Below are 23,047 nucleotides of genomic sequence, written 5' to 3' on the forward strand. Positions count from 1 at the left end.
ATCACTCAGCAGAAATTGTTTGGCTTAGCTTGCCCCTTTATCCGCTTTTAACGGCCTCATCGCACAACAGGTTCAATCTGCTTTCCCACAGCAAGCCCCTTACTTATTGCACTGATGACAGACTGACTATTTACCCTCAGGTTGTTGTTTTCAAATGTTTTTGGTCTATGCTGTTAAATACGAAAATTGGCAAACCTGCTCAGTAAACACGCAGCAATACCCTGCTGCATTAAAACGCATTTACGTTGTTGATCGCGTTTATTGCACATAAAAAAACCCCGCTGCCAGTAGCAACGGGGTGTCAAATAGGACAAAGGACAAGGATAGACAGAGGTGGGTCACGTTTAGTGTTGCTGGCTAGAAACTAAGTTTACTGACGCCAACAACACAGGCTCTTGGAGGGTGCCACCGACACCCGCCAAACTGCTTACTTTACCGAGGCAACAAACTCAGGGTAGGCTTCAATACCGCACTCTGAAGCATCCACACCTTCATATTCTGCTTCTTCGCTTACACGAATACCCATTACCAATTTCAGGAGATACCAAACCACCAAGCTTGTAATAAATACCCAAGCAAAGATTGCAAAAGCACCAATTAACTGGCCAACGAAGGTTGCACCTTCTTTACTAAATGGCACAATCATCAGACCGAAGAAACCTACTACGCCATGAACAGAAATAGCACCAACTGGATCATCAATCTTAATTTTGTCTAAAGCGATAATCGAGCCGACCACTAACACACCACCTATGGCACCGAATAACGTTGCCTGTAAAGCCGTTGGTGTAGAAGGTTCAGCCGTGATAGCAACCAAACCTGCAAGAGCACCGTTTAATGCCATCGTTAAATCAGCTTTGCGGAATAAGAGCACCGATAAGGCCAGTGCTGCAATAGCGCCAGAAGCGGCAGCCGCATTGGTATTTAAAAAGACCACGGCAACAGCATTAGCATTACTGATATCCCCCAGTTTTAATACTGAACCACCGTTAAAACCAAACCAACCCATCCACAGTATCAAGGTACCTAAGGTTGCTAAAGGCATGTTCGCACCAGGAATTGCACTCACTTTACCGTCTTTACTATACTTCCCTTTCCGAGCACCTAGTAATAACACTCCCGCTAAGGCTGCCGCAGCACCCGCCATGTGCACAATGCCTGAGCCTGCGAAATCAGAAAAACCAAATTGATCATCCAGATTAATACCGAACATCCCTTCAGCGCCCCAAGTCCAAGATCCATGAACTGGGTAAATAAAGCCCGTCATCACCACCGCGAATGCTAAAAAGGCCCAAAGCTTCATTCGCTCAGCAACAGCACCAGAAACGATAGACATTGCAGTAGCAACAAATACGACTTGGAAGAAGAAGTCAGATGCGCTAGAGTAAACCGCTGCCCCTGTAAAACCATCTTCACGCTCGGCAAAACTGGTTAAGGTAGCATCAACATCCACAGCGCCGATACCACTTAAGAAAAAGTCACCGCCATACATAAATGCGTAACCGCATATTAGGTACATAATGCAAGCTATGGAGTAAAGGGCCACGTTTTTAGTTAAAATCTCAGTGGTATTTTTGGCGCGCACCAAACCTGCTTCCAGCATTGAAAAACCGGCAGCCATCCACATAACTAAGACACCGCACATTAAAAAGTAGAAGGTATCCATGGCATATTGTAAGTGATAAATTTGTTCTTGCATGTTAATACTCCTTAAATCGCTTCGGCGTCGGTTTCACCCGTCCGAATACGGACGGCTTGTTCGAGGTTGTAAACGAAAATTTTTCCGTCACCTATCCGACCGGTATGAGCCGCTTTTTGAATGGCTTCAAGTAAACGTTCTACCTGATCATCTTGGGTCGCAATTTCCAGTTTTACCTTTGGCAGGAAATCAACCTGATACTCAGCTCCACGATATAATTCGGTGTGGCCTTTCTGCCGACCAAAACCTTTTACTTCTGTCACCGTTAAACCTTCTACACCAATGTCCGCGATGGCTTCACGAACATCATCCAGTTTGAACGGCTTGATGATGGCACAAACAAGCTTCATGATGGTTTTCCTTATCGACTAATTTTTGTGATTGCACCGTTATATAAGAAAACCTTGTGCCAACTTTTATTTATCGATAAAAAACAATAATTTAAGCCTCCATAGCCAAATTTAAAGCAAAAAAAAGCACCATAATGGTGCATTTATTCCCGTAGACTGTGCAGCTCTCTTCGCTTAACCGCCGCTTAAAAACTGCTGCCAAGCCTGTAGCAGTTTCACTAAATCTTCCAAACCACATTGGGTTTGCATGCCATGATCATCCAGCGATAATGCCTCTTCATCAAGCTCGGCTGAGGTTTGTTGCGGCGTGTTCCCTGCTTCATAAAATAGGGTGTTATGCCTTAAAGTCACCTCGGCATGTTCCACTTCGAGTAGATATTCTTTTCCTTGGTAGCGCAAAGTGTCATAGGCTTTTAAGGCCTGCAATTGGCTTAACAGCGGTTGATAGGCCGAAGCTTGCTGGCCAAATTCGTCCAATAAAAAGCGCGCTAACACATCGTGTTCAGCACTGAGTTTTAAGCTAAATTGCCGGGTGGCCCGATCATAAGTAAAGTCGTATTCCATGCACTATTCCGTTAACACGCAGTGTTAGAGCGCCCACGGCACAAGCCACAGCAGCTAGGCGTACCGTATTTGTTTGAGGCGAAGATTTTACCTGATTTCATGCGGCTTGGTTGGCAAAATAGCAGGTTTTTGCGCTAAGTCAGTTAGTAGCGGCAGTTAGCACAGTACTGATTAAGTCGACAGGATAACCGACACGGCTCAGCAACCTTGTCACCCAGTGCGATGTCAGCCGTGGCTTTGTAGGACATTACGTATAAAAAAGGCCTGCATTCAGCAGGCCTTGTTAAACAGTTTGCTGACTACACAGCTTGCTGAATAATCACGTTGTCTGCTTTTTTAGTGTATTGCGACATCTTATGGAAGTTCAGGTAACGATAAGTGTCGGCTGCCGTAGCATCGATCTGTTTCGCGTACTCTAAGTATTCCGCTACTGTCGGTAACTTACCGATAATAGAAGCGACCGCCGCTAACTCGGCTGATGCTAAATAAACATTCGCACCCTGACCTAAACGGTTCGGGAAGTTACGAGTAGACGTTGAGACGACTGTCGACTTCTCAGCTACGCGAGCTTGGTTACCCATACACAGTGAGCAACCTGGCATTTCAGTGCGCGCACCGACTTTACCGAAGATGCTGTAGTAACCTTCTTCCGTTAACTGTGCTTGGTCCATCTTAGTCGGCGGAGCAATCCATAACCGCGTGGGCAACTGGCCTTTATATTTGTCCAGTAATTTACCCGCAGCACGGAAGTGACCAATGTTGGTCATACAAGAACCGATAAATACTTCATCAATCTTGTCGCCTGCGACTTCAGACAATAAACGCGCATCATCTGGGTCATTTGGTGCACATAGTACCGGCTCTTTAATGTCAGCTAGGTCAATTTCAATTACCTCAGTATATTCTGCATCAGCATCAGCAGACATTAACTGTGGATCTTTCAACCAAGCTTGCATTGCTTGAATACGGCGCTCGATAGTACGAACATCACCATAGCCTTCAGAAATCATCCACTTCAACATCACGATGTTTGATTCAAGATATTCGGCAATCGATTCTTCTGACAACTTGATAGTACAACCGGCAGCAGAACGCTCAGCAGACGCATCTGATAATTCAAAAGCTTGCTCAACCGTTAAGGTTGGTAAGCCTTCAATTTCTAAAATGCGGCCAGAAAAGATGTTCTTCTTACCTTTCTTATCAACCGTTAACAAACCTTTTTGGATCGCTACGTAAGGGATGGCATGTACTAAGTCACGTAAGGTAATGCCTGGCTGCATTTCGCCTTTAAAGCGGACCAATACCGATTGAGGCATATCAAGCGGCATAACACCCGTTGCCGCAGCGAAAGCGACTAAGCCTGAACCCGCTGGGAACGAAATACCAATTGGGAAACGTGTATGCGAATCACCACCCGTACCCACTGTATCCGGTAGTAACATACGGTTTAACCAGCTGTGGATAATACCGTCACCTGGGCGCAGTGCCACACCGCCACGATTCATAATGAAATCTGGCAACGTGTGGTGAGTGTCAACATCAACGGGCTTCGGATACGCAGCCGTGTGACAGAAAGACTGCATAGTTAAATCGGCGGTGAAGCCTAAACACGCTAAGTCTTTTAATTCATCACGCGTCATGGGGCCAGTCGTGTCTTGCGAACCTACGGTGGTCATTTTCGGTTCACAGTAAGTACCAGGACGCACGCCTTTCACGCCGCACGCTTTACCTACCATTTTCTGCGCTAAGGTGAAGCCTTTGCCAGAATCTGTTTTGGGTAAGGGACGACGGAACTTGTCTGAATGACCTAATTTTAAAAACTCACGAGCACGGTCAGTTAAACCACGACCGATAATTAATGGAATACGGCCACCGGCACGAACTTCGTCAATTAAAACGTCAGTTGCTAAGCTGAACTCGGCTAATACTTCGTCAGTACCATGGCGAACCACTTTGCCTTCGAATGGCAGAATGTCGATCACATCGCCCATTTCTAACTTGCTAACATCGACTTCGATAGGTAATGCGCCAGAGTCTTCCATGGTGTTAAAGAAGATAGGCGCAATTTTGCCACCTAACACAAAACCACCGCCACGCTTGTTTGGCACGTAGGGAATATCATCCCCCATAAACCACAATACCGAGTTAGTGGCAGATTTACGTGATGAACCCGTACCCACTACGTCACCCACATAAGCCAATGGGTAGCCTTTTTTATTCAGTTCTTCTAGCTGCTTGATCGGGCCAATAGTACCTGGCTCATTCGGGTTGATGCCTTCACGGGCATTTTTCAACATAGCTAAGGCGTGCAGAGGGATATCTGGACGTGACCAAGCATCTGGTGCTGGTGATAAATCATCCGTGTTGGTTTCGCCAGACACTTTAAATACGGTCACCGTAATTTTTTCAGCTAAAGCCGGTTTGGCTTCAAACCACTCGGCATCGGCCCAGCTTTGAACGACTTGCTTCGCATACTCGTTACCCGCATCGGCTTTGTCAGTCACATCATGGAAAGCATCAAAAATCAGTAAGGTGTGTGATAACGCCTTAGCAGCGATCGGCGCGAGCTTGGCATCATCTAATAAACTGATTAATGGCTCGATGTTGTAACCACCCATCATGGTACCTAACAACTCGGTAGCACGCTCAGCGTCGATTAACGGGCTGGTTGCTTCGCCTTTCGCAAGTGCGGCTAAAAAGCCCGCTTTTACATAGGCAGCTTCATCAACACCTGGTGGTACGCGGTTGATAAGCAAATCTAAAATGAATTCTTCCTCACCTTTTGGTGGGTTTTTCAAAAGCTCAATTAAGGCAGCTACTTGTTCTGCGTTTAACGGCTTGGCAGGGATCCCTTGTTCGGCGCGTTCGGCCACGTGTTCACGATATTCTTGTAGCACAGTAATGTCCTCTCAGTCGTTGCTTTGCAGTCTGGTCACTGCAATGTCATGCTGTTGAATGTATGGGCTCAATTATAAGAAAGATCAAGGCAAAAGCCTAATAGCATAATAACTGACCTGCTTATACTGGTTATAACCTTGCTGAATACAAAGGGTCAGTCATACTCATTTTATTTATAGTGGTCCGACCAAACATACTAAAAAGCTGCGCCTGTCATACCTTGCCTCTTGCAAAGATCAAACAGGTCGCAGCCGCAGTGTAGCAGAAGTATGCTGACTTTGCTTAAGCGCGTGTGGTTACCAAATTTTTACGCGTTGCGCTTCTGGCAGATACATCGCATCGCCTTCTTTAATATCAAATGCCGTATAAAACTCAGGCATATTCGGCAATACACCAATTACCCGATAATGCGCAGGTGAATGCGGGCCGGTGCTTAATTGCCGACGTAACGCCTCTTCACGGAACTTAGTACGCCATACCTGCGCCCAGCTAATAAAAAAGCGTTGTTCACCGGTAAAGCCATCTAATACTGGCGCGTCTTTACCCGCTAATGACAACTGATAGGCTTTTAACGCGACGGTCATGCCGCCTAAGTCACCGATGTTTTCGCCTAAAGCCACAGCACCGTTCACATTGACACCGGGTAAAGGTTCAAAGTTGTTGTACTGACCAATCAACTTAGCACCCCGTGCTTGAAATTGTGCTTTATCTTGTTCAGTCCACCAGTTACGTAAGTTACCGTCGCCATCGTATTTTGCGCCTTGGTCGTCAAAACCATGGCCAATTTCGTGACCAATCACCGCACCAATACCGCCATAGTTGACGGCGTCATCCGCTGCCATATTGAAAAATGGCGGCTGTAAAATAGCCGCTGGGAACACAATTTCGTTGTTCACAGGGTTGTAGTAGGCATTAACAGTTTGCGGCGTCATAAACCATTCATCTTTATCGATAGGCTGGCCTAACTTACTGGTCATCTCTGCATAAGCCCAATGACTGGCTCTAACAAAGTTACCCACTAAATCATCCGCTTTGATCTCTAAGGTGGAATAATCTTTCCACTTGTTTGGGTAACCAATCTTCGGTGTGAATTTGCTCAGTTTATCCAGCGCAGCAACTTTGGTTTCTTCGCCCATCCACTCCAAGTTTTTGATGGAAACTTCATAGGCTTTAATGACATTGGCCACCAGCTGTTCCATCCGCGCTTTAGCTTCTGGGCTAAAATGCTGTTCAACATACAACTTACCGGTTAACTCACCTAAAACCTGATCAGCCGCGTCTACCGCACGTTTCCAGCGAGGTTGTTGCTCTTGGATACCACTTAAGGTTTTGCCGTAGAACTCAAAACGACGATCAGCGAAGTTGCTGCTAAGTTTGTCAGCAAAGCCATTGATGGTTTTGCTGGTGAGATAATCTTGCCAACTTTGCAGATCTGTCTCAGCGATCACCTTAGCTAAACCTTCAAAGTAACTTGGCTGCCGCACAATCAAGTCATCCACGTTGTTTAACTGCATGGCCTTGGCATAGGCCTGCCAATCAAAGCTGCCCACTAAGCTATCTAATTCGCTAGCGGCAATTTTGTTGTAAGTTTTATCAGCATTGCGATTATCTAAGCGTGTCCAGTGATGTTCCGCCAAAGCTTTTTCTAGGTTGTATACCCGCATCGCCGCCGCTTTTGCATCAGGTGCACCAGCAAGAGCAAACATATCGGTTAAATAGGTTTGATATTGATTGATGATCGTCAGCGAGGCTTCATCGTCTTTAAAATAGTAATCACGATCCGGTAAACCTAAACCACCTTGATTGAGGTAAACCGCATATTCGGTAGAATTTTTTGCATCATTATTGATAAACCAACCAAAAGGAATACTGACGCCATCACGCTGTAAACTCGCGAATAATTCAGCTAACTGCGCTTTGTCTGTTAACCCTTTAATCGCGTCTAATTGCGGCGTTAATGGCGATAAGCCTAGTTCTTCAATCACGCTTTCATTCATAAAGCTATTGTAAAAACTGCCCAGTTTTTGCTCATCAGAGCCAGCAACTAAATCGGTCTTCGCTGCAACTTGATCAATAATATCTTTTACCGCTTGTTGTGAGCGATCGGCTAATACGTGAAAAGAACCATAAGTTGCTTTATCTGCAGGGATCGGAGTTTCGGCTAACCATTTACCATTAACCGCTAAGAAAAAGTCTTGGCTAAAAGCGACGTTTTCATCAAAGTTTTGTTGATCAATACCAGACACTAAAGGTGCTGCGGCAACTTGGCTTTGTGTCGTGGTTTCTGGCGTTGTCGGTTCTTTACTACAAGCCGTTAAACCTAATGCTAGCGCAACGGCGCCAGCAACGAGTGTATATTTTTTCATTCTTATATCCTGTTCTACTTGGAGGTTGTGCGCATCATCTTACGCGCTATGTTCAGTGTTGCCAATTTGCGCCAATGACTAAGTTGTAACAAGGTATTAAACCGATGGCTCAGTCGACATCGCATGCTCTCCCAGTTCGAAAATCACACTGGCCCGCCCCACTAATAGCGGATCAGGCGCACAAGCCACTTCGGCATTGCGATTATGATACGGCAAGCATTGCAATACATAACGCAACGCATTAAGCCGTGCCCGTTTTTTACAATCTGACTTTATGACTGACCAAGGGGCGTAGGACGTGTCAGTGTTGGCAAACATGGCTTCTTTTGCATGGGTGTACTCATGCCATTTGTCTAACGAGGCAAGATCGACCGGGCTCAGTTTCCACTGCTTGAGCGGATGCGCTTCACGCTCGGTAAAACGACGCCGTTGCTCGTCTTGACTGACCGAAAACCATAACTTTATTAAATGAATACCACTGCGCACTAAATGCCGTTCGAACTCGGGCGCTTGTATCATAAATTCTTGATACTCATCATTGCTGCAAAACCCCATAACATGCTCAACGCCTGCACGGTTATACCAAGAGCGGTCAAATAACACGATTTCACCCTTTGTTGGCAACTCAGCCACATAACGTTGAAAATACCATTGGCCTTGTTCTGCCTCACTGGGCTTGTCTAACGCCACAACGCGAGCACCACGTGGATTTAAATGTTCCATAAAGCGTTTAATGGCGCCGCCTTTCCCTGCCGCATCGCGCCCTTCAAATAAAATCACCACCCGCTGCCCGGTTTCTTTCACCCAACGCTGCAACTTCAGTAATTCGACTTGTAAATGATATTTTTGCTTTTCATAGGTTTTACGATTTAAGCGATTGACATAAGGATAACCGCCTTCGCGCCAATTGGAGGTTAATTCGGTATCGGCTTTTTCACGGCGTTTTTCACTTAAGATTGATTCTCCACGATTCAAGGCTTTGCTTAATTCAGCTAAATCGTCCGGCGAGACCCCTTCTAACATCGCCAGTAAATGCTCAGACAATTTGTCCATATCACCGGCAGCTTGTGCGGCAATAATATCTTCTATCGCCACGGCTTTTGCTTGCTGGCTGGCGGTGAGCCTTTGTTCTACTTGCTCGGCAAACACGTCATGCTGGGCTGCGGCTGTGGCATCTGGTTGTACTTTTTTAGGGGGTGGCGTTGCGGCCATCTGTGGTTTTTTGCTCATGCTAAATCCTTTGTTTCTGCATAACGTTGCGCTTTATTTCGTGAGCGCAGGGCATTGATAGCAACTTGGAGAGCGAGGGCAACTACCTCCTCTGGCACAGATTAACTGTGCGGGCTTGCTCATGCTACGGCTAACCCAATTGATATTTAAAATGTTTGCCACTCGCTTTAATGTGGTCTGGATCGACTGCGGTACCACGGCCGCACCGCCATACTGCTGACACCGCGCTTTCATATCTTGTGCTAAGGCCGCAGCATCCAGCCCTTGCGCATTAAGCGCGGGGTTGAGATCAATGCCAGCACACAACACATGCTGATTGCCGGCTAAGTCTTGTACCTTGGTCGATTCGCAACAATAAATCCGTGGCTCACCTTGCACATCTAACAGCGATAATTGCGCCGAACTGCCACTGTCTTTAACCTCAAACATGCGAAACACGGCCCAATGCTGGCAAGGGTCGACCACTTGGCGCATATTGCCCCAAGGCAGAGGGATGCCATTACCGCGATACACCGCCTTTAATTTACCGGGGCTGTAAGCATCAAAGTAATGCCAATGCGGATAAGGTGACACCGCGGTCATGCGGCGCATCGCCACCGAAGCCGACACTTCTGCCTGTAAATGACTGGCAATTTCATAACCACGCCGCTCTAATAATTGCCGAAACGCTTGCTTTGGACACAACAAGGCGCCAGCAAAAAAGCTCGATTCAAAGTCACGCCACGCATGCAAAATATCTTGCGGTGCCATAGTGCTACTATCGGCAAACACATCATCATGCGCCCCGCCTACCGCCATCGCGTTTTTTACGCCATCTTTGTTATGTAAAACGGCATGGCCAATGTGCACAGCTAATTCATACTTTAAGCGAGTAGGCCACTGCTGCAAAATACGATTTAAATGTAAGCTATTGGGCGGTACAAAAAAGGAAGTACCAATATTATTAGATTTCACACCTAATTCATCAACGAGCTCGCGTGGTACTTCATCAAACCACTGAATTTTTAAGCCTAACTGCTGCACAATCGCCATGAGCTCATCGACAGATAAAGGTAGACGTTTTTGCCCTACCTCTTCGGCGGCACGCTCTAATTCCGGAAAATGATTCTGGTGATGCTCCTGATGCGCCCGAATCAACAGTTGCGCAAACTGCCGACCACTGGTGCCCGTTTGTGACAACATTTCCGGGATAGCAATTTGCAAAATATCGGGGCTGAATAAAAAGCTCGGCTCTAATGGCATACCATTGAGGCCACCTTTTGCGGTCTTGGGCAGCACTAAATCTTGCTCTTCAGCCTCACCGTCTAAAAACCAATCTAAGTCTTTTTGAAAAACCTGCGCGATAACTTCCAGCATTTCGATACTGGGAACCCGTTTACCACGCTCGATCATCGATAAATAGGATACCGATGGCGCCGACTCAGGATTAACACGCACACAACGTGTCGACAGATCTTCTATCGTTAAGTTATTGCGTTTTCTCAGGTTTCTAATTTTAGTGCCCAAGAAATGTGATTTGCGGATCAAGCTTTTATTTATTTTCATTTTGTAAAATTTACACTGTGAAATTTTTATTGTGAAATTATGCTTAAATTTAATCTAGACTGTTTTTCAAGCGATAGCAAAACTATCTGCAATAAAAGCCTTATCAGAGGCTCCACACTTCGTACCCGATGAGGAAATAATTATGACGACGTTAGCCACTTCACCACAGCCGATACAAATCGATCACGATATTACGATGATCACGCAACTGAACGACAGCCATGTCAAACAAATTATGGATTACTCCAAAGGCTTTTTGGATAAAACCTTTCCTTTGGCTCACGGTTCACACAAGGCAGTAGCCAGCTATGTCGTATATTACCAACAGTTATTGGCCTTTTTTGTCGATGGCAGTACCAGTGGCTTAGCCGATCCGGCACAATTTATTGGCTTAAATGGGCATCGTGAAGCACCGGAGTCGTTGTTGCTGCAAAACCAAGGTCGCCATGTTGAGTTGATCTTGAATAAAAGTGGCAGCCAAGGTCAGCGTGACCAAGCGGGTGTTGATGATATTCAATTACAAACCACCGATCCGGTATGCCATTGGTTTAGCATGATCACCGGCCGGCAAGTCAGTTGTCGTTGCCGTGGTGATAAAAGCTTCACCGCCAAAGATGGCAGTACTTATCAAATTTAACGCCACATCATGACCTGAAGCGCAGCAAATTGCTGCGTTTCGTGTTTTTGGCTTCAGGCAGCCTATAAAAAAAATTGACCAGACCCGCCAACACAGCTATAAATAAACAATTATTTTTCAAATTGGCAACTTTGCGAGATGACTATGCGTAAATCACTGTTTTGGGTATTGCTTGCACTAATCGCTGTATTCAGTGCCTTTCAGGTGGGAAAGTGGGTCGGTAAAAATATGGCTCTGCCAATGCAAGATCAGTCACCTGCACCAACAACCTCAAGCTCAACGGATAGAACAACCATCCCCAATTCTGCTTTAGCAAGCACTGTTAAAGCTTTGCCTGACACGGTAAATAAAACAACGGATACACCTGAGGCTAACGATTTTACACGAACTGTTGAACCGTTCGATTTACGCCAAGTGCTGCAACAACCAGACGGCAGTACTTCGATTGAACTGAACCAAGCGTTTATGGCGCAGAGCAACGAACAGTTACAAGAGGCGATGTGGGATCTAGAGCAACACATTACACAAACCAGCAGTTATGATCGCCAAAAACGACTACAACAACGACTCCAAGCAGCACAGGTGGGGCAGCTGCAGCAACTTAATTGTTCAGACTCTCTTTGTATGGCGCTGCTAACCTTTAATGATGCGACAGCACAGAAAGCCGCAAGTCTTACTCTCGGTTTGCTTAGCCTGCAGGAACAAGGGCAATCCACTTTATTACAAAAAAACACTGCGCAACATTACGCCACTTTCTTAATTTTATATGGCTGGTCATAACCAAAAAAACGCCTGACATTAAGCCAGGCGTTGTTAATAGCAAACGCAAGTTATTCTGCCGTTTGCATTGCGATTTCTTGACCTTCATTGATACTGAAGGTTAAACGCTCTAAGTTAGCCGCTGTTATAGCGGAATCGTTTAAACGTACTGCTAGCATAAAGTCTTGTAATGCCGCCACTTTATCACCGGCTAATAACTTAATGACACCACGGTTGTTTAACGCTAAAGCGCGCATTTCACGTTTAGCTGAACCCGTAACCGCTTTTAAGGTTGCGGCACGATATACGGCGTTGTCACACGCTGTGGCAGCTAAGTCTAGTTCGTTCATCCGGCTATAAGCGACACATAGGCTAACTTGGCCATAAAACGACTCAGCATCAGCCTGCGACGGCGCTTGGGCGGAAGCAATGGCTTTCTCATACTGACCTGCCTGAATATATTCAGCACCAGGTGCATTGTCAATTAAAGCCATCTTGTAGCCCGTGCTCGCGGCAGAAGCGAGTAATGGACTTGACGACAACAGTACCACCGCCATACGGGTAATAAATTTACGAGTTGAAATAGTCATGTCTGGTCTCTCCTGCAAAATTAATTTGATGTGCCGTTATTGCTGGGCACGTAATAAAGTTACAAGATCCTGTAAGTTTCGACAAACGAGAAGAAATGAATGAATAGATTAATTAAATTAATCTATTATAGAAAATCTAAAGACCGCTTCACCATGAAAAATATAAACTAATGAAATCAAGATAATAAAGGCATTCCACAACAAATAAAACTAAGTGACATTTAGGTTGCACATTATTCAAGCAATACGAAAATTAATAAAAATGTAATTTAATTTCATTTTGATCGAGCTGTTTAACCGCTCGCTCAGAACAATTTTGGAAGTTTTTTCGGTACAATCGCCATCGCAGTGCTATAGCCCTGTTCATATAAGCGCTGTTTTTGTAACATGCTTAAATCAAAATTGACCGCAGAAATATCGCCGGTATTGACCACTATCGTGTTATGCCAATACTCAGCGTGGACATATTCTCGCGATACCGCATTCATAGAGGATAGGTACAATTTCATTCTTATGTTCATCAGGCATATACGCTCAACCTCACCACTATGCTGTTGAGTATGGCGCATTAGACTAGGCTGTCCAGTGCAAATCGACATAGTACTCTTTATCTGCTAATACCAAATAACTAGTTGATGTTGCTGTAATTGTGTCTTCTTTAGATTCAATTTGCTCTCCAAATGAGAAATCTATAACTATTTAGAATAAAATTCCCTTGTTACAAAATATTTACAGTTTCAATTGGGCAGGCGTAGCTTATGACTTGTTCCTTTTTTTATTATGCTTAAAAAAGACCTTTTTTGGGGCCGCATACCGCTATGGCTACATAAGCAGCTCATTTTATACAGATTTTGCTGATTTACAGCTACGCCAAGTTTGTCCTATTAATAATAGCGGTTTTGCGAAGTTGTCATTCATTTCGCATCACCTTACATCCAGGTAATAACAACATTATAAAAAAGGTCATACCATGCTTACTCAGAAGTTTAAATTAACGGCAATAGCCGTGCTTTGTTTACCCGGTGCGTTATTCAACGCCGCAGCGCTCGCTGAACAGGATAGCGACACTTCAACTGGCCCTGTTACCCGCGTGATCATCAAATATAAAGAAACCAACACCGATACCATGCTACAGAGCCTACCAGCCACCATGGCTCAGCAACGCAAAGCCGAACGGATGAAAGCAAAAGCCGAGCGCTTTAGTCAACGCGCGGGGGAAAAAATAAAATTTGTGCGCGAAACGGCCTTAGAAAAACATGCCGTGTTCAGTGCCGAGCGCCGTTTATCAGTTGCTGAAACGGAGACATTACTCCATCAATTGGCTCAAGATGATGATGTAGAACTGGTCGAAGAAGACATGTTACTGCAACCGACCCTTGCACCTAATGACACCCAATATGCGAACCAATGGCATTATTATGAAAACACCGGCGGCATCCGAGCGCCAGCCGCTTGGGACAAGGCAACAGGCCAAGGCGTGGTGGTGGCGGTACTGGATACCGGCTATCGGCCTCATGTGGATTTAAATGCCAACCTCTTACCAGGCTATGACATGATCTCTGATGCCTTTATTGGTAACGATGGTAATGCCCGCGACAGCGATGCCCGCGATCCGGGTGATTGGACGAATGTCGGCGAATGTGGCGGTGGTCAACCAACGTCGTTTAGAGCGTCCAGTTGGCATGGCACCCATGTTGCCGGTACTTAGCCGCAGTCAGTAATAATAATACTGGCGTTGCCGGTGTAGCCTTTAACGCTAAAGTGGTGCCGGTTAGAGTCTTAGGTAAGTGTGGTGGCTACACCTCCGATATCGCAGACGGCATTATCTGGGCATCAGGGGGCTCAGTGTCTGGCGTACCCGCCAATGCCAACCCTGCCAGCGTCATTAACATGAGCTTGGGTGGCTCTGGCAGCTGTAATAGCACCACCCAAAGCGCCATTAACCAAGCGCGCAGCCGCGGTACGGTGATTGTGGTTGCCGCTGGCAATGACAATGGTAATGCCAATAATTTTAACCCAGGTAATTGTAGTGGTGTGGTGAATGTCGCTTCAACTAACCGCCAGGGTGGACGCGCTTATTACTCTAATACTGGCAGCAGTGTCGATGTCGCTGCACCGGGTGGCGCGATGTCTTCTTCCAATGATCCAAGTGGCGTATTATCTACTTACAACAGCGGTTCAACGACACCCGCCAATGACAGCTATGGGTACAGCCAAGGCACATCGATGGCCGCACCACATGTTGCCGGTATCGCCGCGTTAATCAAGCAAGCCAAACCGAACGCCACCCCGGATCAAATTGAAGATATTCTGAAAACCTCAGCCCGTAGTTTCCCTGCAAGCTGCTCAGGTTGTGGTGTCGGCTTAGTTGATGCCAATGCCGCAGTGCTTGCCGCAACAGGCTCAGGATCAGGCGCCACAGGCAGTAGCAGTACGCTGCCCAATCTGTCTGCTAGTCGCAATAACTGGTTGCATTACACCATTAACATACCGGCCGGCATGCAGAATTTTACTGCCAGTATCGCTGGCGGAACAGGAGATGCCGATCTGTACGTCAGACGCGGCGCGCGACCAACAACCAGCAGCTTTGATTGTCGTCCCTATTTACAGGGAAACAATGAAACCTGCAGTATCAGCAACCCCGCCGCAGCAACTTGGCACATCAGCATTCGTGCCTATAGTACTTTTAGTGGCGTAACGTTGAATGTGAGCTATAATCCTTAAGTGTTAGTAAACGTGCATAACGTTACTTAACGTCAGTTTGGCAGCTTGTCTTGCATGAAACGGTAAGTTGCCAAGCTTTACATTTAGCCTAGTCTGTTTTTTGCTAGCGCGAGGGTAAAAATACTGATTGGAAAAGTAACAAATGATCAAGTTAGTGGTAATCAGCTTTTTATTGTGAGTTGATACTGCTAACCAAACCTAACACATTGTATCCAATATAAAAATGTTACAGAATATAAGAAAGGCTGGTTATATGTTAACTATCTTGCAGACAAATGGGCGTTGCGAATAACTTCAAATACTCTAAAAATAGGAGTTTGATAACCGTTTTATTGTAAAAAGTGTGTCAGCAACAGTTTTATTTGCCGGCTGACATTGATGAAAATCGTCAACAATTTTTACAGTCACTTTAAAAGTTAAAACCCTAAGCTATAACTATCAATGACTTAAAATTTGGTACGCTTTTTGCTTTATTATTTACATTATCATTTAAGAGTTAAACTTTATGCTATCAGCAATTAAAAAAATCACCTTCGGGGTGTTATGTAGCGCTGCGTTGTTATCAACCTCTGTGCTGGCCTCTACAGCCACCAGCACAACAGAGACATGGAGTTTCAAACCTGCAACGACAACAACCGTTAAAGGAGCTAACACAATCACGCTAACGTCAGATTTAGGTACCAATGCACTTATTTCTGGCTGGTCCTCAAATTCAAAAGAGGACAGTGCAATCGTTATGTCCGCTAGAAAACTTACGCTAAGCGAGACTCATGGCGTACAAGTTTATAGCCATGCTGATACTAACAACTCTCCTGATCATGCAGTTGATAACAATAAAGGTTTTGATTTTATTCTTTTAGAGTTCCCTAACCCAGTAGAATTACTTAGCCTAACCAATACTTGGTCTCAAATAGACTCTGACGTATCAGTGGGTGCTTTTAATAGCAACCCATTTGCTAATACATCTCCAACTTGGCAACAAGTTGCCAACAGCGCTATACAGACCGCAAGTTATACCAACACCTACACCAACACCATCTCTAGCTCGCCATATATCTTTGCCAATAAAACGTCTATTGTTTCTTCTGAAAACATTGTTGGTGTTAGCGGTAAATTCTGGTTAATTGGTGCTTACAATGCGGCTTTTAATGGTGCTGGCTGTACGATTACCTGTTTTAATGATGCAATGAAATTTGGCAGCATTACCACCAAACTCGCCGCTCTGCCAACATCGCCAGATAATGCGCAAGATGTGCCACTGCCGGGTACCCTATCACTTTTCGCCGCCGGTATTTTTGGCCTTATGTATCGAAATCGCCGCCGTACACAGCGTTAAAAAAGGGGCTTCGGCCCCTTTTTAGTTATAGTATATTATAATTGTTTATAACCATTTTTCGCTGATTGCAATAAGGATCTTAGCTTGTATCGTCTTCTCTTTGGGCTGTTACTCTGCGTCTCAATAACAACCTATGCTGACAGCAGCAAATACACTTACGACAACGCCTTGCAATTACACAAACAAGGCGATAATAAAACAGCCATTATTTATCTTAGAAATGTGCTCAGCGATACGCCAGATAACCTTGCGGCACAAATTTTATATGGGCAAATTTTACTGCAGCAGCAATTGTTTGCAGAAGCGTTAAACGTTTTTGAAGGCGCACTGACTGACGGTGCCGACATTAACTTAATCAGTGATGAATTAAGTTATTTGTATTTATTGTCACGGCAAAAAAACAAATTACAAGAAATGCTAAAATATGGCGAGCTTCGGCAGCCGCAAAAATTTAATTGGCTACTCGTTTCCGCTTCACTTGACCTGCAAACAAACGATCTTGAGCAAGCCCGTTCTACCCTCAAAACGGCTGCCACACTTTTTCCGCAAAATGTTAACTTATTAAATGCGCAAGCCGAGTTAGCACTGGCAGAAAAAGCTGAAGATCGCGCTGCCGAATTATTAGCACAAAGCTTACAACTGGAGCCGAACAATTCAGCAACATTACTTCAGTTGGGCCATCTAGCGTTTATTCAAAAGCGCTACCCCGCGGCCATTGCTCATTATCAAACAGGTTTAGCGCTTGACCCGAACAACCCTTTGTTATTAAGAGCGATCAGTACGGTGCAATTTTTAACTGGGCAGCTAGGTGATGCAAGAAACGCCTTAGAGCAACTGTCTAGCATGGGATTAGACGATGCTTATCTACGTTTTGCCTTGCCCATGGTAACGGCATTACAGGATAAAACAGCGGTTAATGAATCCATACAAACCTTACATGCCGATTTAATCGGTATGCCAGCAGAGTATTTTAAAGCCGAACCCGATAAGCTGTTCTTGCGCGCAACGCTACATTATTTAAATAATAATGAATTTTTAGCGATTGAAGATTTTAACAATTATCTGCAACTCAAACCTAATGATTTAAACGCCATAGATATCGTTGCCAATTATTACATTAGAAACGAATTGGTCGGTACAGCCGTTAAATTTTTAGATGATAATAAAGCGTATATTAAAGATTATGCGCCGCTGCAATTACAACATGCGCTGTTGGCCATTAAACAACAACGCCCTTATGTTGCACAACAAATGTTAACTGAGATGCGGGCACGTTTCCCTGACAATGCCGAAATGGCCGCTTTAGATGCAGAGCTTAAGCGACAAACACTCGGCCCTGCTGCTGCATTAGCTTATTTAAACGATAGTCCTTTTACTGCCGAGCCATCAGTATTGTTAAGTAAGACTCTATTAGCGAAAGATTTGAACGATTTTCCGCGCGCACGAGACTTCGCTCAACAACTGTTGGCACTGCAACCCGAAGATCCAACCTATCGCAACATTTATGCCGGTATCTTAGTCAGTTCGGGCGATTTAACCGAAGCCGACAAACAACTCACGCAACTACTGCAAGCAAAACCGGATTTTTTCCCTGGGCAATTAACCCAAGCAAATTTACTGATATTACAAAGAGATTTTGTTGCTGCAGCCAAGCTGCTTAAGCAGTTAATTGAACTGCAACCACAAAACGACACCTTGCAAGTATTGCAAGCGCAAGTAGAACTGCAAACCAATAACAGCGAACAGGCTGTTGAGCGTTTAGTAAAAATCGTCAATCGGCAGCATCACCGCCCCAGTCTGAATCTGTTATTGGCACATTATTTTTCGGTTAACAAACAAAAAGAAGCATTAGGCCTGATCCAACGCTCCTTGAGGCGAGAGTTTATGGCTAAAGATTTATTATTGCTTGAAGCCAATACACTGATTACGTTAAACCAAATAACCGAAGCGCAAGAAAAAGTTAGCCAATTTGCTCAATTAGCTGACTTGAACGATAACCACTATTATAAACTCGGCCTATTACAAAAACGTCTTGAACGCTACGCAGATGCTAGTAATAGTTTTGCTACGGCCATTAAACTGGCGCCAGACAACCTCATTTATGACTATGAGCTGATTAACCTGCAACTTGATACTACTCAGTTAAAACAAGCTGAACAGCGCCTGCAACAGCTAGCACAACGCCAAGTGCGCTCCGCCGATTATTATCTGTTAGCGGGTATGTTAGCTGAGCAACAGCAAAACCCAGAATTAGCCTTTAAAAATTACTCTAAAAGTATTGAGCAAAACCCGCGCTTTCAACGTGCATGGGGTATGGCATACGAGTTATCCCGGCAAGCCACATTCAATGAGCGCTTTACCACTCTGGCGCAACAACACTTGCAGTTGCAACCCAACGATTTTTGGGTCAAGCGACTCTTAGCCGAGCATCATATAAATCATCAACAATGGCCTGAGGCTAGCACGCTCTATCAGCAACTCTTAGCGGCAGGCTCTTTCACTGACGATGCGTTTTTACAAAATAATCTGGCAAATGCTTTATTTACTTCCGATCCCGCATTAGCATTACAACATGCCGCAAAAGCAAACCAGTTAAGACGCAATGAACCGCTAATCTTAACGACCTATGCCAAAGCTTTGCTGCAAAACCAGCAAGCAGATCAAGCGTTGGCGATCTTGTATCAAGCTTATGCGCAACAAAGTAGCAATAATGAAATCAATTTATTACTCGCAGAAACGCTAGTAAGTTTACAGCGCGCTACAGAGGCAAAACCTTATATAGATGCGGTAAGACAAAATGCCACTGACGACGCGACACGAGAGAGAGTTGCTGCATTATTAGCGCGTTTAACGCAATAACCAGCCTGAGTTAAGCCATATCACTCGCATAACACTAAAACGACAGCATCAGCTGCCGTTTTGCTATTAATCGGCAAAACTGATTTTGCCCATACTAATACTGGGAAAGCCGGTTGCCGCGTCGGCAAAGGGCTGCTCGCCTCCGGCGATACATTCGTTGGCTAATAAAGCAAATAACACGGCTTCTTTCGCATCAGGATGAATCGTTAACGCGGCGGTGGTCGCAAAACGAAAACCGGGTAAACCGTCTGCTAAATGTTGCATTAATAATGGGTTATGAATGCCTCCGCCACTGGCATAAATGACACAATTATTCGGCAGAATAGCATGTCGGATCGCATTAATAATACTGTCGGCACTGAAACGATTTAACGTTGCCATGACATCGGCAGCCGCTAAATTTAGGGTGTGACTTTGTTGTTGAGCTTGGTGTAAGTAACCCAGATTAAATAACTCAGGGCCGGTGGTTTTTGGCATAGCCGCAGCAAAGAATGGCGCTTGTTGCAACGCGTTTAATAAGGGTTCAGACACCTTCCCTTGATAAGCTAAATGCGCACCTTCGTCATATTGCACCGAGGGCTGTTGCTGCCGGATATAAGCATCCATCAGCGTATTACCTGGGCCGATGTCACTGCTAAAAACTTCTGTTGCCCGTAAATTGGCGGGTAACCAGGTTAAATTAGCGATACCCCCGATATTGAGCATAATGCGGTTTTCCGCAGCCGAGCTAAACAGTAAGTAATCACCATATACCGCTAAAGGCGCACCTTCTGCGCCAGCCGCAATGTGCTTTTGCCGAAAATCACTGACGGTAGTAATGCCGGTTGTTACCGCAAGATGATCAGCATCACCAATTTGTAAGGTGCCATTGCCCCAACGTGGATCCTGATGTTGCCGCTTAGGACAATGAAAAATGGTTTGGCCATGGCTGGCAATCAAATCAATATCAAGCGGCGTTAATTGCCACTGCGCCAAGCACTGCTTTACCATCTCACCATGTTGTTGGCCGATCCAGGCGTTGAGTAAGGTCACATGTTGCAGGTCAACATCTCGTTTTGAAAAAACCGCGCGTACTCGCTCACGGTAATCGTCTTGATAATTCAGAGTGGTATGCTGTTCTAACACTAATTTCGTTTGAAGCCCTGCACCACTGACACGGCATAACGCTAGATCTAAACCATCTAATGACGTGCCACTCATTAAACCAATAATGCGCCGCTCTGTTTTCGCCGCGCTCTGATAGAGTTTTTTGATATGGTTGTGCATACTTTACCTGCTATAGATCTGCTAAATATAAGCGCTCTGAAAGGCTAGGGTGCGAAGCTTACGAAAAAGATTGAGCACAAACGCTAGCCTTTGGTTTAACGCAATTGTGTAGCAGGAATTAACGCTAACCATTGTTGCACCCATTCGTGTTCTTGCTGGCTAATCACACTCATCATAGCATGGTGACGATCCGCAACTCGCTTTACATAAAACTGCGGCTCTTGCCAGCCAGCATAAAATTGATAAGGGGCAATTAAATCGTTATCTGCCGTTAAGATCAATGTTGGCATGGTGAAATGGGCTTTATAATGTTGCAAATCGGTTTGCGCCACGCTAACTCCGGCTTTAGCCAAGGCGAGTTCAGCAGCCTCAACGAGCTGCTGCTCTGAGAAAACCTTGCGATACCAACGCTCACTCATGGCAACATAACCTTGCAAAGCCATATCAAAAGACTGCATCGGCGCTTGTAGCATGACGCCGGCAACCTCTTGTTTGCTTGCCAATAAATGAGCGGCACTGAGTGCGCCCATCGAGTTCGCTACAATAAGTAATGGGCCATCACTTCTGCGCTTTGCTGTCAGCTGTTGTAAAAATTTAGCATCGGCTATGCCAAAGGCAACATCACCATCACTTTCGCCATGCCCCAGCAGATCCGGTACCAAGACTTCAAAGCCTAAATACTGAAAATATAACGCACTTAATGCTAACCATTCCTTACTGCCACGATAACCATGTAACAATAACACGGTACCTTGACGCGGTATGAGGTCGGCTCGATTAATCTCTAATGCTAAAACACTTTTCGCCGCATTAACTTCGGCATTCATACTGAACTTTAACCGCTCGGCAGGTTCAGCCGCAGGCTGTATTTGCCAATAACGCATACAAAGCTCACTGCCAACGCAGATCTGTTGCAACTTAGGATTTAACCGCTGCATAACTTCAGGTTTAATGGCTGGGGCAGCGTAACTTTTGCTTTGATGAATACGCTGAGCTAATACCTGCGCACAACCGACTAAACTACTAAGCCCAAGTAATAGCAAAGCCATTTTGGCGTAAGCTGTGATATGCGCTTTTAACATGCAAACTCCTTTGCAGTATATCCGTACGTAAGATGCATTTAGATTAACCGATACCGCCTAAAAAATGCAAAGCAGCCCACGATGCGCATTAGGCACGTGGTCGATATAGCATGATACCTCTAAGTTTGTGGTTGCGCCGCTAGTGCTTGGCGAAAAGCCGGTAGCGGACGCCTAACAAACCAGCGGCCCGCCTGCCACAATAAATATAACGATAACAGCGGAAAAATAAGGGTTTGCAAACTGTATAACACGATCAGTTGAATGAGTTTTTCAACCATACCATCGGAGAAGTTTTTCACCGCATTAAATAGGTCATTCGCATTGGCGGCTAATTGTTTTAACCAGGCCAAAGCACCGCTATCGGGTGCGCCTAGCGGTTGCTCCACTTGCTGCAAAGGTGCGGTTTCAGTGGTGAGCGCTAGCTCAACAACTTGACGTTGTGGTTCAATAACCCAATCTGATAACTTTGCTACCCCCACGGCGGCCATCGGCACGCCGAGACGGACCAACAATAACAAAGCTAAAAAGATCCTGAATAAATAGGTTGCTGCCTCGCGCCAGCTGCTCGGCCCAAACAAACGCACAACAGCACTGAGTAAAACACCACTACCAAATAACGGTAACGCTGCGAGCTTGCCAAACTCTAATAAAAATAACTGCAAGCCAATCGACGTCATCGCCAACACCATTAAATCGGAATAACGTACTGCCATATCCTGCAGCGGTTTTAGCATTTGTCCGGGTTTAATACTGGCCACACCCACACTAAATTGCGCTTCTGATACAAACGCAATTCCGCGGTCGATTAAACGCGCGGTGGCAAAAGAAGCACTGCTTAATAACAGGCTTCGTTTTAATAATTGCTGCGCTTGTTGATCAAGTGGCGCCAATACTGGATTGACTAACTGCTGCTGTAAACTGCCAGTGTAGAGCAAAGCCGCAAGAGCGATCAGCAAAAACAAGGCAGCAAGCCGTTGTTGCAGCCGGCTTAAAGAAGTCCAAAAACGCATAGGGTGTCCTTATCAAGTCGCCTTGGCGAATACTGCTCACTATAGCCTGATCTGCCTTACAGCTATAGCGACCTCAGCACAATATTATGGCCATCGTCTACACTTAGCGAGTTGAGATAAGTCTTAGATACA

At 45.3% G+C, this 23,047-nt stretch carries 16 protein-coding genes and 1 pseudogene; 5 read left to right on the forward strand and 12 right to left on the reverse strand.

Annotated features, from left to right (window positions below; genetic code table 11):
• Positions 1 to 427 precede the first annotated feature (427 nt).
• The 7 genes from ACUJFL_RS16580 to ACUJFL_RS16610 form a co-directional block, all read right to left on the reverse strand.
• Positions 428 to 1,699 (reverse strand): ammonium transporter, encoded by a 1,272-nt coding sequence (locus tag ACUJFL_RS16580; protein ID WP_445425535.1) that lies wholly within the window; start codon positions 1,697 to 1,699, stop codon positions 428 to 430.
• An 11-nt stretch (positions 1,700 to 1,710) separates the two neighbouring features.
• Positions 1,711 to 2,049 carry a P-II family nitrogen regulator gene (gene glnK, locus ACUJFL_RS16585; protein ID WP_226751983.1) on the reverse strand — a complete coding sequence of 113 codons (339 nt, stop codon included), beginning with the start codon at positions 2,047 to 2,049 and terminating at the stop codon, positions 1,711 to 1,713.
• Positions 2,050 to 2,223: 174 nt separating this feature from the next.
• Entirely contained in the window at positions 2,224 to 2,613 is a 390-nt protein-coding gene (locus ACUJFL_RS16590) for a YacL family protein (protein WP_445428052.1), read from the reverse strand.
• Between the two features lie 299 nt (positions 2,614 to 2,912).
• The gene (acnB, locus tag ACUJFL_RS16595; RefSeq protein WP_445428053.1) at positions 2,913 to 5,510 is read right to left on the reverse strand and encodes a bifunctional aconitate hydratase 2/2-methylisocitrate dehydratase; all 2,598 of its coding nucleotides are present in this window, start codon (positions 5,508 to 5,510) and stop codon (positions 2,913 to 2,915) included.
• Between the two features lie 297 nt (positions 5,511 to 5,807).
• The gene (locus ACUJFL_RS16600; RefSeq protein WP_445425538.1) at positions 5,808 to 7,877 is read right to left on the reverse strand and encodes a M13 family metallopeptidase; all 2,070 of its coding nucleotides are present in this window, start codon (positions 7,875 to 7,877) and stop codon (positions 5,808 to 5,810) included.
• Between the two features lie 96 nt (positions 7,878 to 7,973).
• Entirely contained in the window at positions 7,974 to 9,107 is a 1,134-nt protein-coding gene (gene ppk2 / locus ACUJFL_RS16605; protein WP_445425539.1) for a polyphosphate kinase 2, read from the reverse strand.
• 33 nt (positions 9,108 to 9,140) lie between these two features.
• Entirely contained in the window at positions 9,141 to 10,652 is a 1,512-nt protein-coding gene (locus tag ACUJFL_RS16610; RefSeq protein WP_226751978.1) for a DUF3612 domain-containing protein, read from the reverse strand.
• A gap of 142 nt (positions 10,653 to 10,794) precedes the next feature.
• Here ACUJFL_RS16610 and ACUJFL_RS16615 point away from each other — a divergent pair, with 142 nt between their 5' ends.
• Together ACUJFL_RS16615 and ACUJFL_RS16620 are read left to right on the forward strand one after the other, a co-directional pair.
• Complete coding sequence (locus ACUJFL_RS16615; RefSeq protein ID WP_445428054.1) at positions 10,795 to 11,289, forward strand: malate synthase; 495 nt, start codon at positions 10,795 to 10,797, stop codon at positions 11,287 to 11,289.
• Between the two features lie 144 nt (positions 11,290 to 11,433).
• Positions 11,434 to 12,069, forward strand: coding sequence for a hypothetical protein (locus tag ACUJFL_RS16620; protein WP_445428055.1), 636 nt, complete (start codon positions 11,434 to 11,436; stop codon positions 12,067 to 12,069).
• Between the two features lie 50 nt (positions 12,070 to 12,119).
• Here the strand turns inward: ACUJFL_RS16620 and ACUJFL_RS16625 are convergent, their stop codons facing one another.
• Positions 12,120 to 12,638 carry a hypothetical protein gene (locus ACUJFL_RS16625; RefSeq protein ID WP_445428056.1) on the reverse strand — a complete coding sequence of 173 codons (519 nt, stop codon included), beginning with the start codon at positions 12,636 to 12,638 and terminating at the stop codon, positions 12,120 to 12,122.
• A 305-nt stretch (positions 12,639 to 12,943) separates the two neighbouring features.
• Positions 12,944 to 13,147: a hypothetical protein gene (locus ACUJFL_RS16630; protein WP_445428057.1), complete on the reverse strand. Its 204-nt coding sequence runs from the start codon at positions 13,145 to 13,147 to the stop codon at positions 12,944 to 12,946.
• A 461-nt stretch (positions 13,148 to 13,608) separates the two neighbouring features.
• Here ACUJFL_RS16630 and ACUJFL_RS16635 point away from each other — a divergent pair.
• The 3 genes and pseudogenes from ACUJFL_RS16635 to ACUJFL_RS16645 all read left to right on the forward strand — a co-directional run bounded on the left by ACUJFL_RS16635 (position 13,609) and on the right by ACUJFL_RS16645 (position 19,557).
• Positions 13,609 to 15,362: pseudogene (locus ACUJFL_RS16635) on the forward strand (S8 family peptidase).
• 505 nt (positions 15,363 to 15,867) lie between these two features.
• Positions 15,868 to 16,698, forward strand: coding sequence for an exosortase-dependent surface protein XDP1 (gene xdp1, locus ACUJFL_RS16640; RefSeq protein WP_445428058.1), 831 nt, complete (start codon positions 15,868 to 15,870; stop codon positions 16,696 to 16,698).
• An 84-nt stretch (positions 16,699 to 16,782) separates the two neighbouring features.
• On the forward strand, positions 16,783 to 19,557 hold the full coding sequence (locus tag ACUJFL_RS16645; RefSeq protein WP_445428059.1) for a tetratricopeptide repeat protein: 2,775 nt from the start codon (positions 16,783 to 16,785) through the stop codon (positions 19,555 to 19,557).
• Between the two features lie 66 nt (positions 19,558 to 19,623).
• Here the strand turns inward: ACUJFL_RS16645 and ACUJFL_RS16650 are convergent, their stop codons facing one another.
• From ACUJFL_RS16650 to ACUJFL_RS16660, 3 genes are all read right to left on the reverse strand, one after another.
• Positions 19,624 to 20,823: an anhydro-N-acetylmuramic acid kinase gene (locus ACUJFL_RS16650; protein WP_445428060.1), complete on the reverse strand. Its 1,200-nt coding sequence runs from the start codon at positions 20,821 to 20,823 to the stop codon at positions 19,624 to 19,626.
• Positions 20,824 to 20,918: 95 nt separating this feature from the next.
• Entirely contained in the window at positions 20,919 to 21,905 is a 987-nt protein-coding gene (locus ACUJFL_RS16655) for an alpha/beta hydrolase (protein WP_445428061.1), read from the reverse strand.
• Between the two features lie 119 nt (positions 21,906 to 22,024).
• Entirely contained in the window at positions 22,025 to 22,915 is an 891-nt protein-coding gene (locus ACUJFL_RS16660; RefSeq protein WP_445428062.1) for a hypothetical protein, read from the reverse strand.
• Positions 22,916 to 23,047: the final 132 nt, after the last annotated feature.

It is taken from the genome of Alishewanella sp. HL-SH05, assembly GCF_052655985.1.

Coding starts and splice junctions, on each gene's coding strand:
- ACUJFL_RS16580 (WP_445425535.1), bottom strand. CDS start 1,699: ATGCAAGAACAAATTTATCACTTACAATATGCCATGGATACCTTCTAC.
- glnK (WP_226751983.1), bottom strand. CDS start 2,049: ATGAAGCTTGTTTGTGCCATCATCAAGCCGTTCAAACTGGATGATGTT.
- ACUJFL_RS16590 (WP_445428052.1), bottom strand. CDS start 2,613: ATGGAATACGACTTTACTTATGATCGGGCCACCCGGCAATTTAGCTTA.
- ACUJFL_RS16600 (WP_445425538.1), bottom strand. CDS start 7,877: ATGAAAAAATATACACTCGTTGCTGGCGCCGTTGCGCTAGCATTAGGT.
- ppk2 (WP_445425539.1), bottom strand. CDS start 9,107: ATGAGCAAAAAACCACAGATGGCCGCAACGCCACCCCCTAAAAAAGTA.
- ACUJFL_RS16610 (WP_226751978.1), bottom strand. CDS start 10,652: ATGAAAATAAATAAAAGCTTGATCCGCAAATCACATTTCTTGGGCACT.
- ACUJFL_RS16615 (WP_445428054.1), top strand. CDS start 10,795: ATGACGACGTTAGCCACTTCACCACAGCCGATACAAATCGATCACGAT.
- ACUJFL_RS16620 (WP_445428055.1), top strand. CDS start 11,434: ATGCGTAAATCACTGTTTTGGGTATTGCTTGCACTAATCGCTGTATTC.
- ACUJFL_RS16625 (WP_445428056.1), bottom strand. CDS start 12,638: ATGACTATTTCAACTCGTAAATTTATTACCCGTATGGCGGTGGTACTG.
- ACUJFL_RS16630 (WP_445428057.1), bottom strand. CDS start 13,147: ATGAAATTGTACCTATCCTCTATGAATGCGGTATCGCGAGAATATGTC.
- xdp1 (WP_445428058.1), top strand. CDS start 15,868: ATGCTATCAGCAATTAAAAAAATCACCTTCGGGGTGTTATGTAGCGCT.
- ACUJFL_RS16650 (WP_445428060.1), bottom strand. CDS start 20,823: ATGCACAACCATATCAAAAAACTCTATCAGAGCGCGGCGAAAACAGAG.
- ACUJFL_RS16655 (WP_445428061.1), bottom strand. CDS start 21,905: ATGTTAAAAGCGCATATCACAGCTTACGCCAAAATGGCTTTGCTATTA.
- ACUJFL_RS16660 (WP_445428062.1), bottom strand. CDS start 22,915: ATGCGTTTTTGGACTTCTTTAAGCCGGCTGCAACAACGGCTTGCTGCC.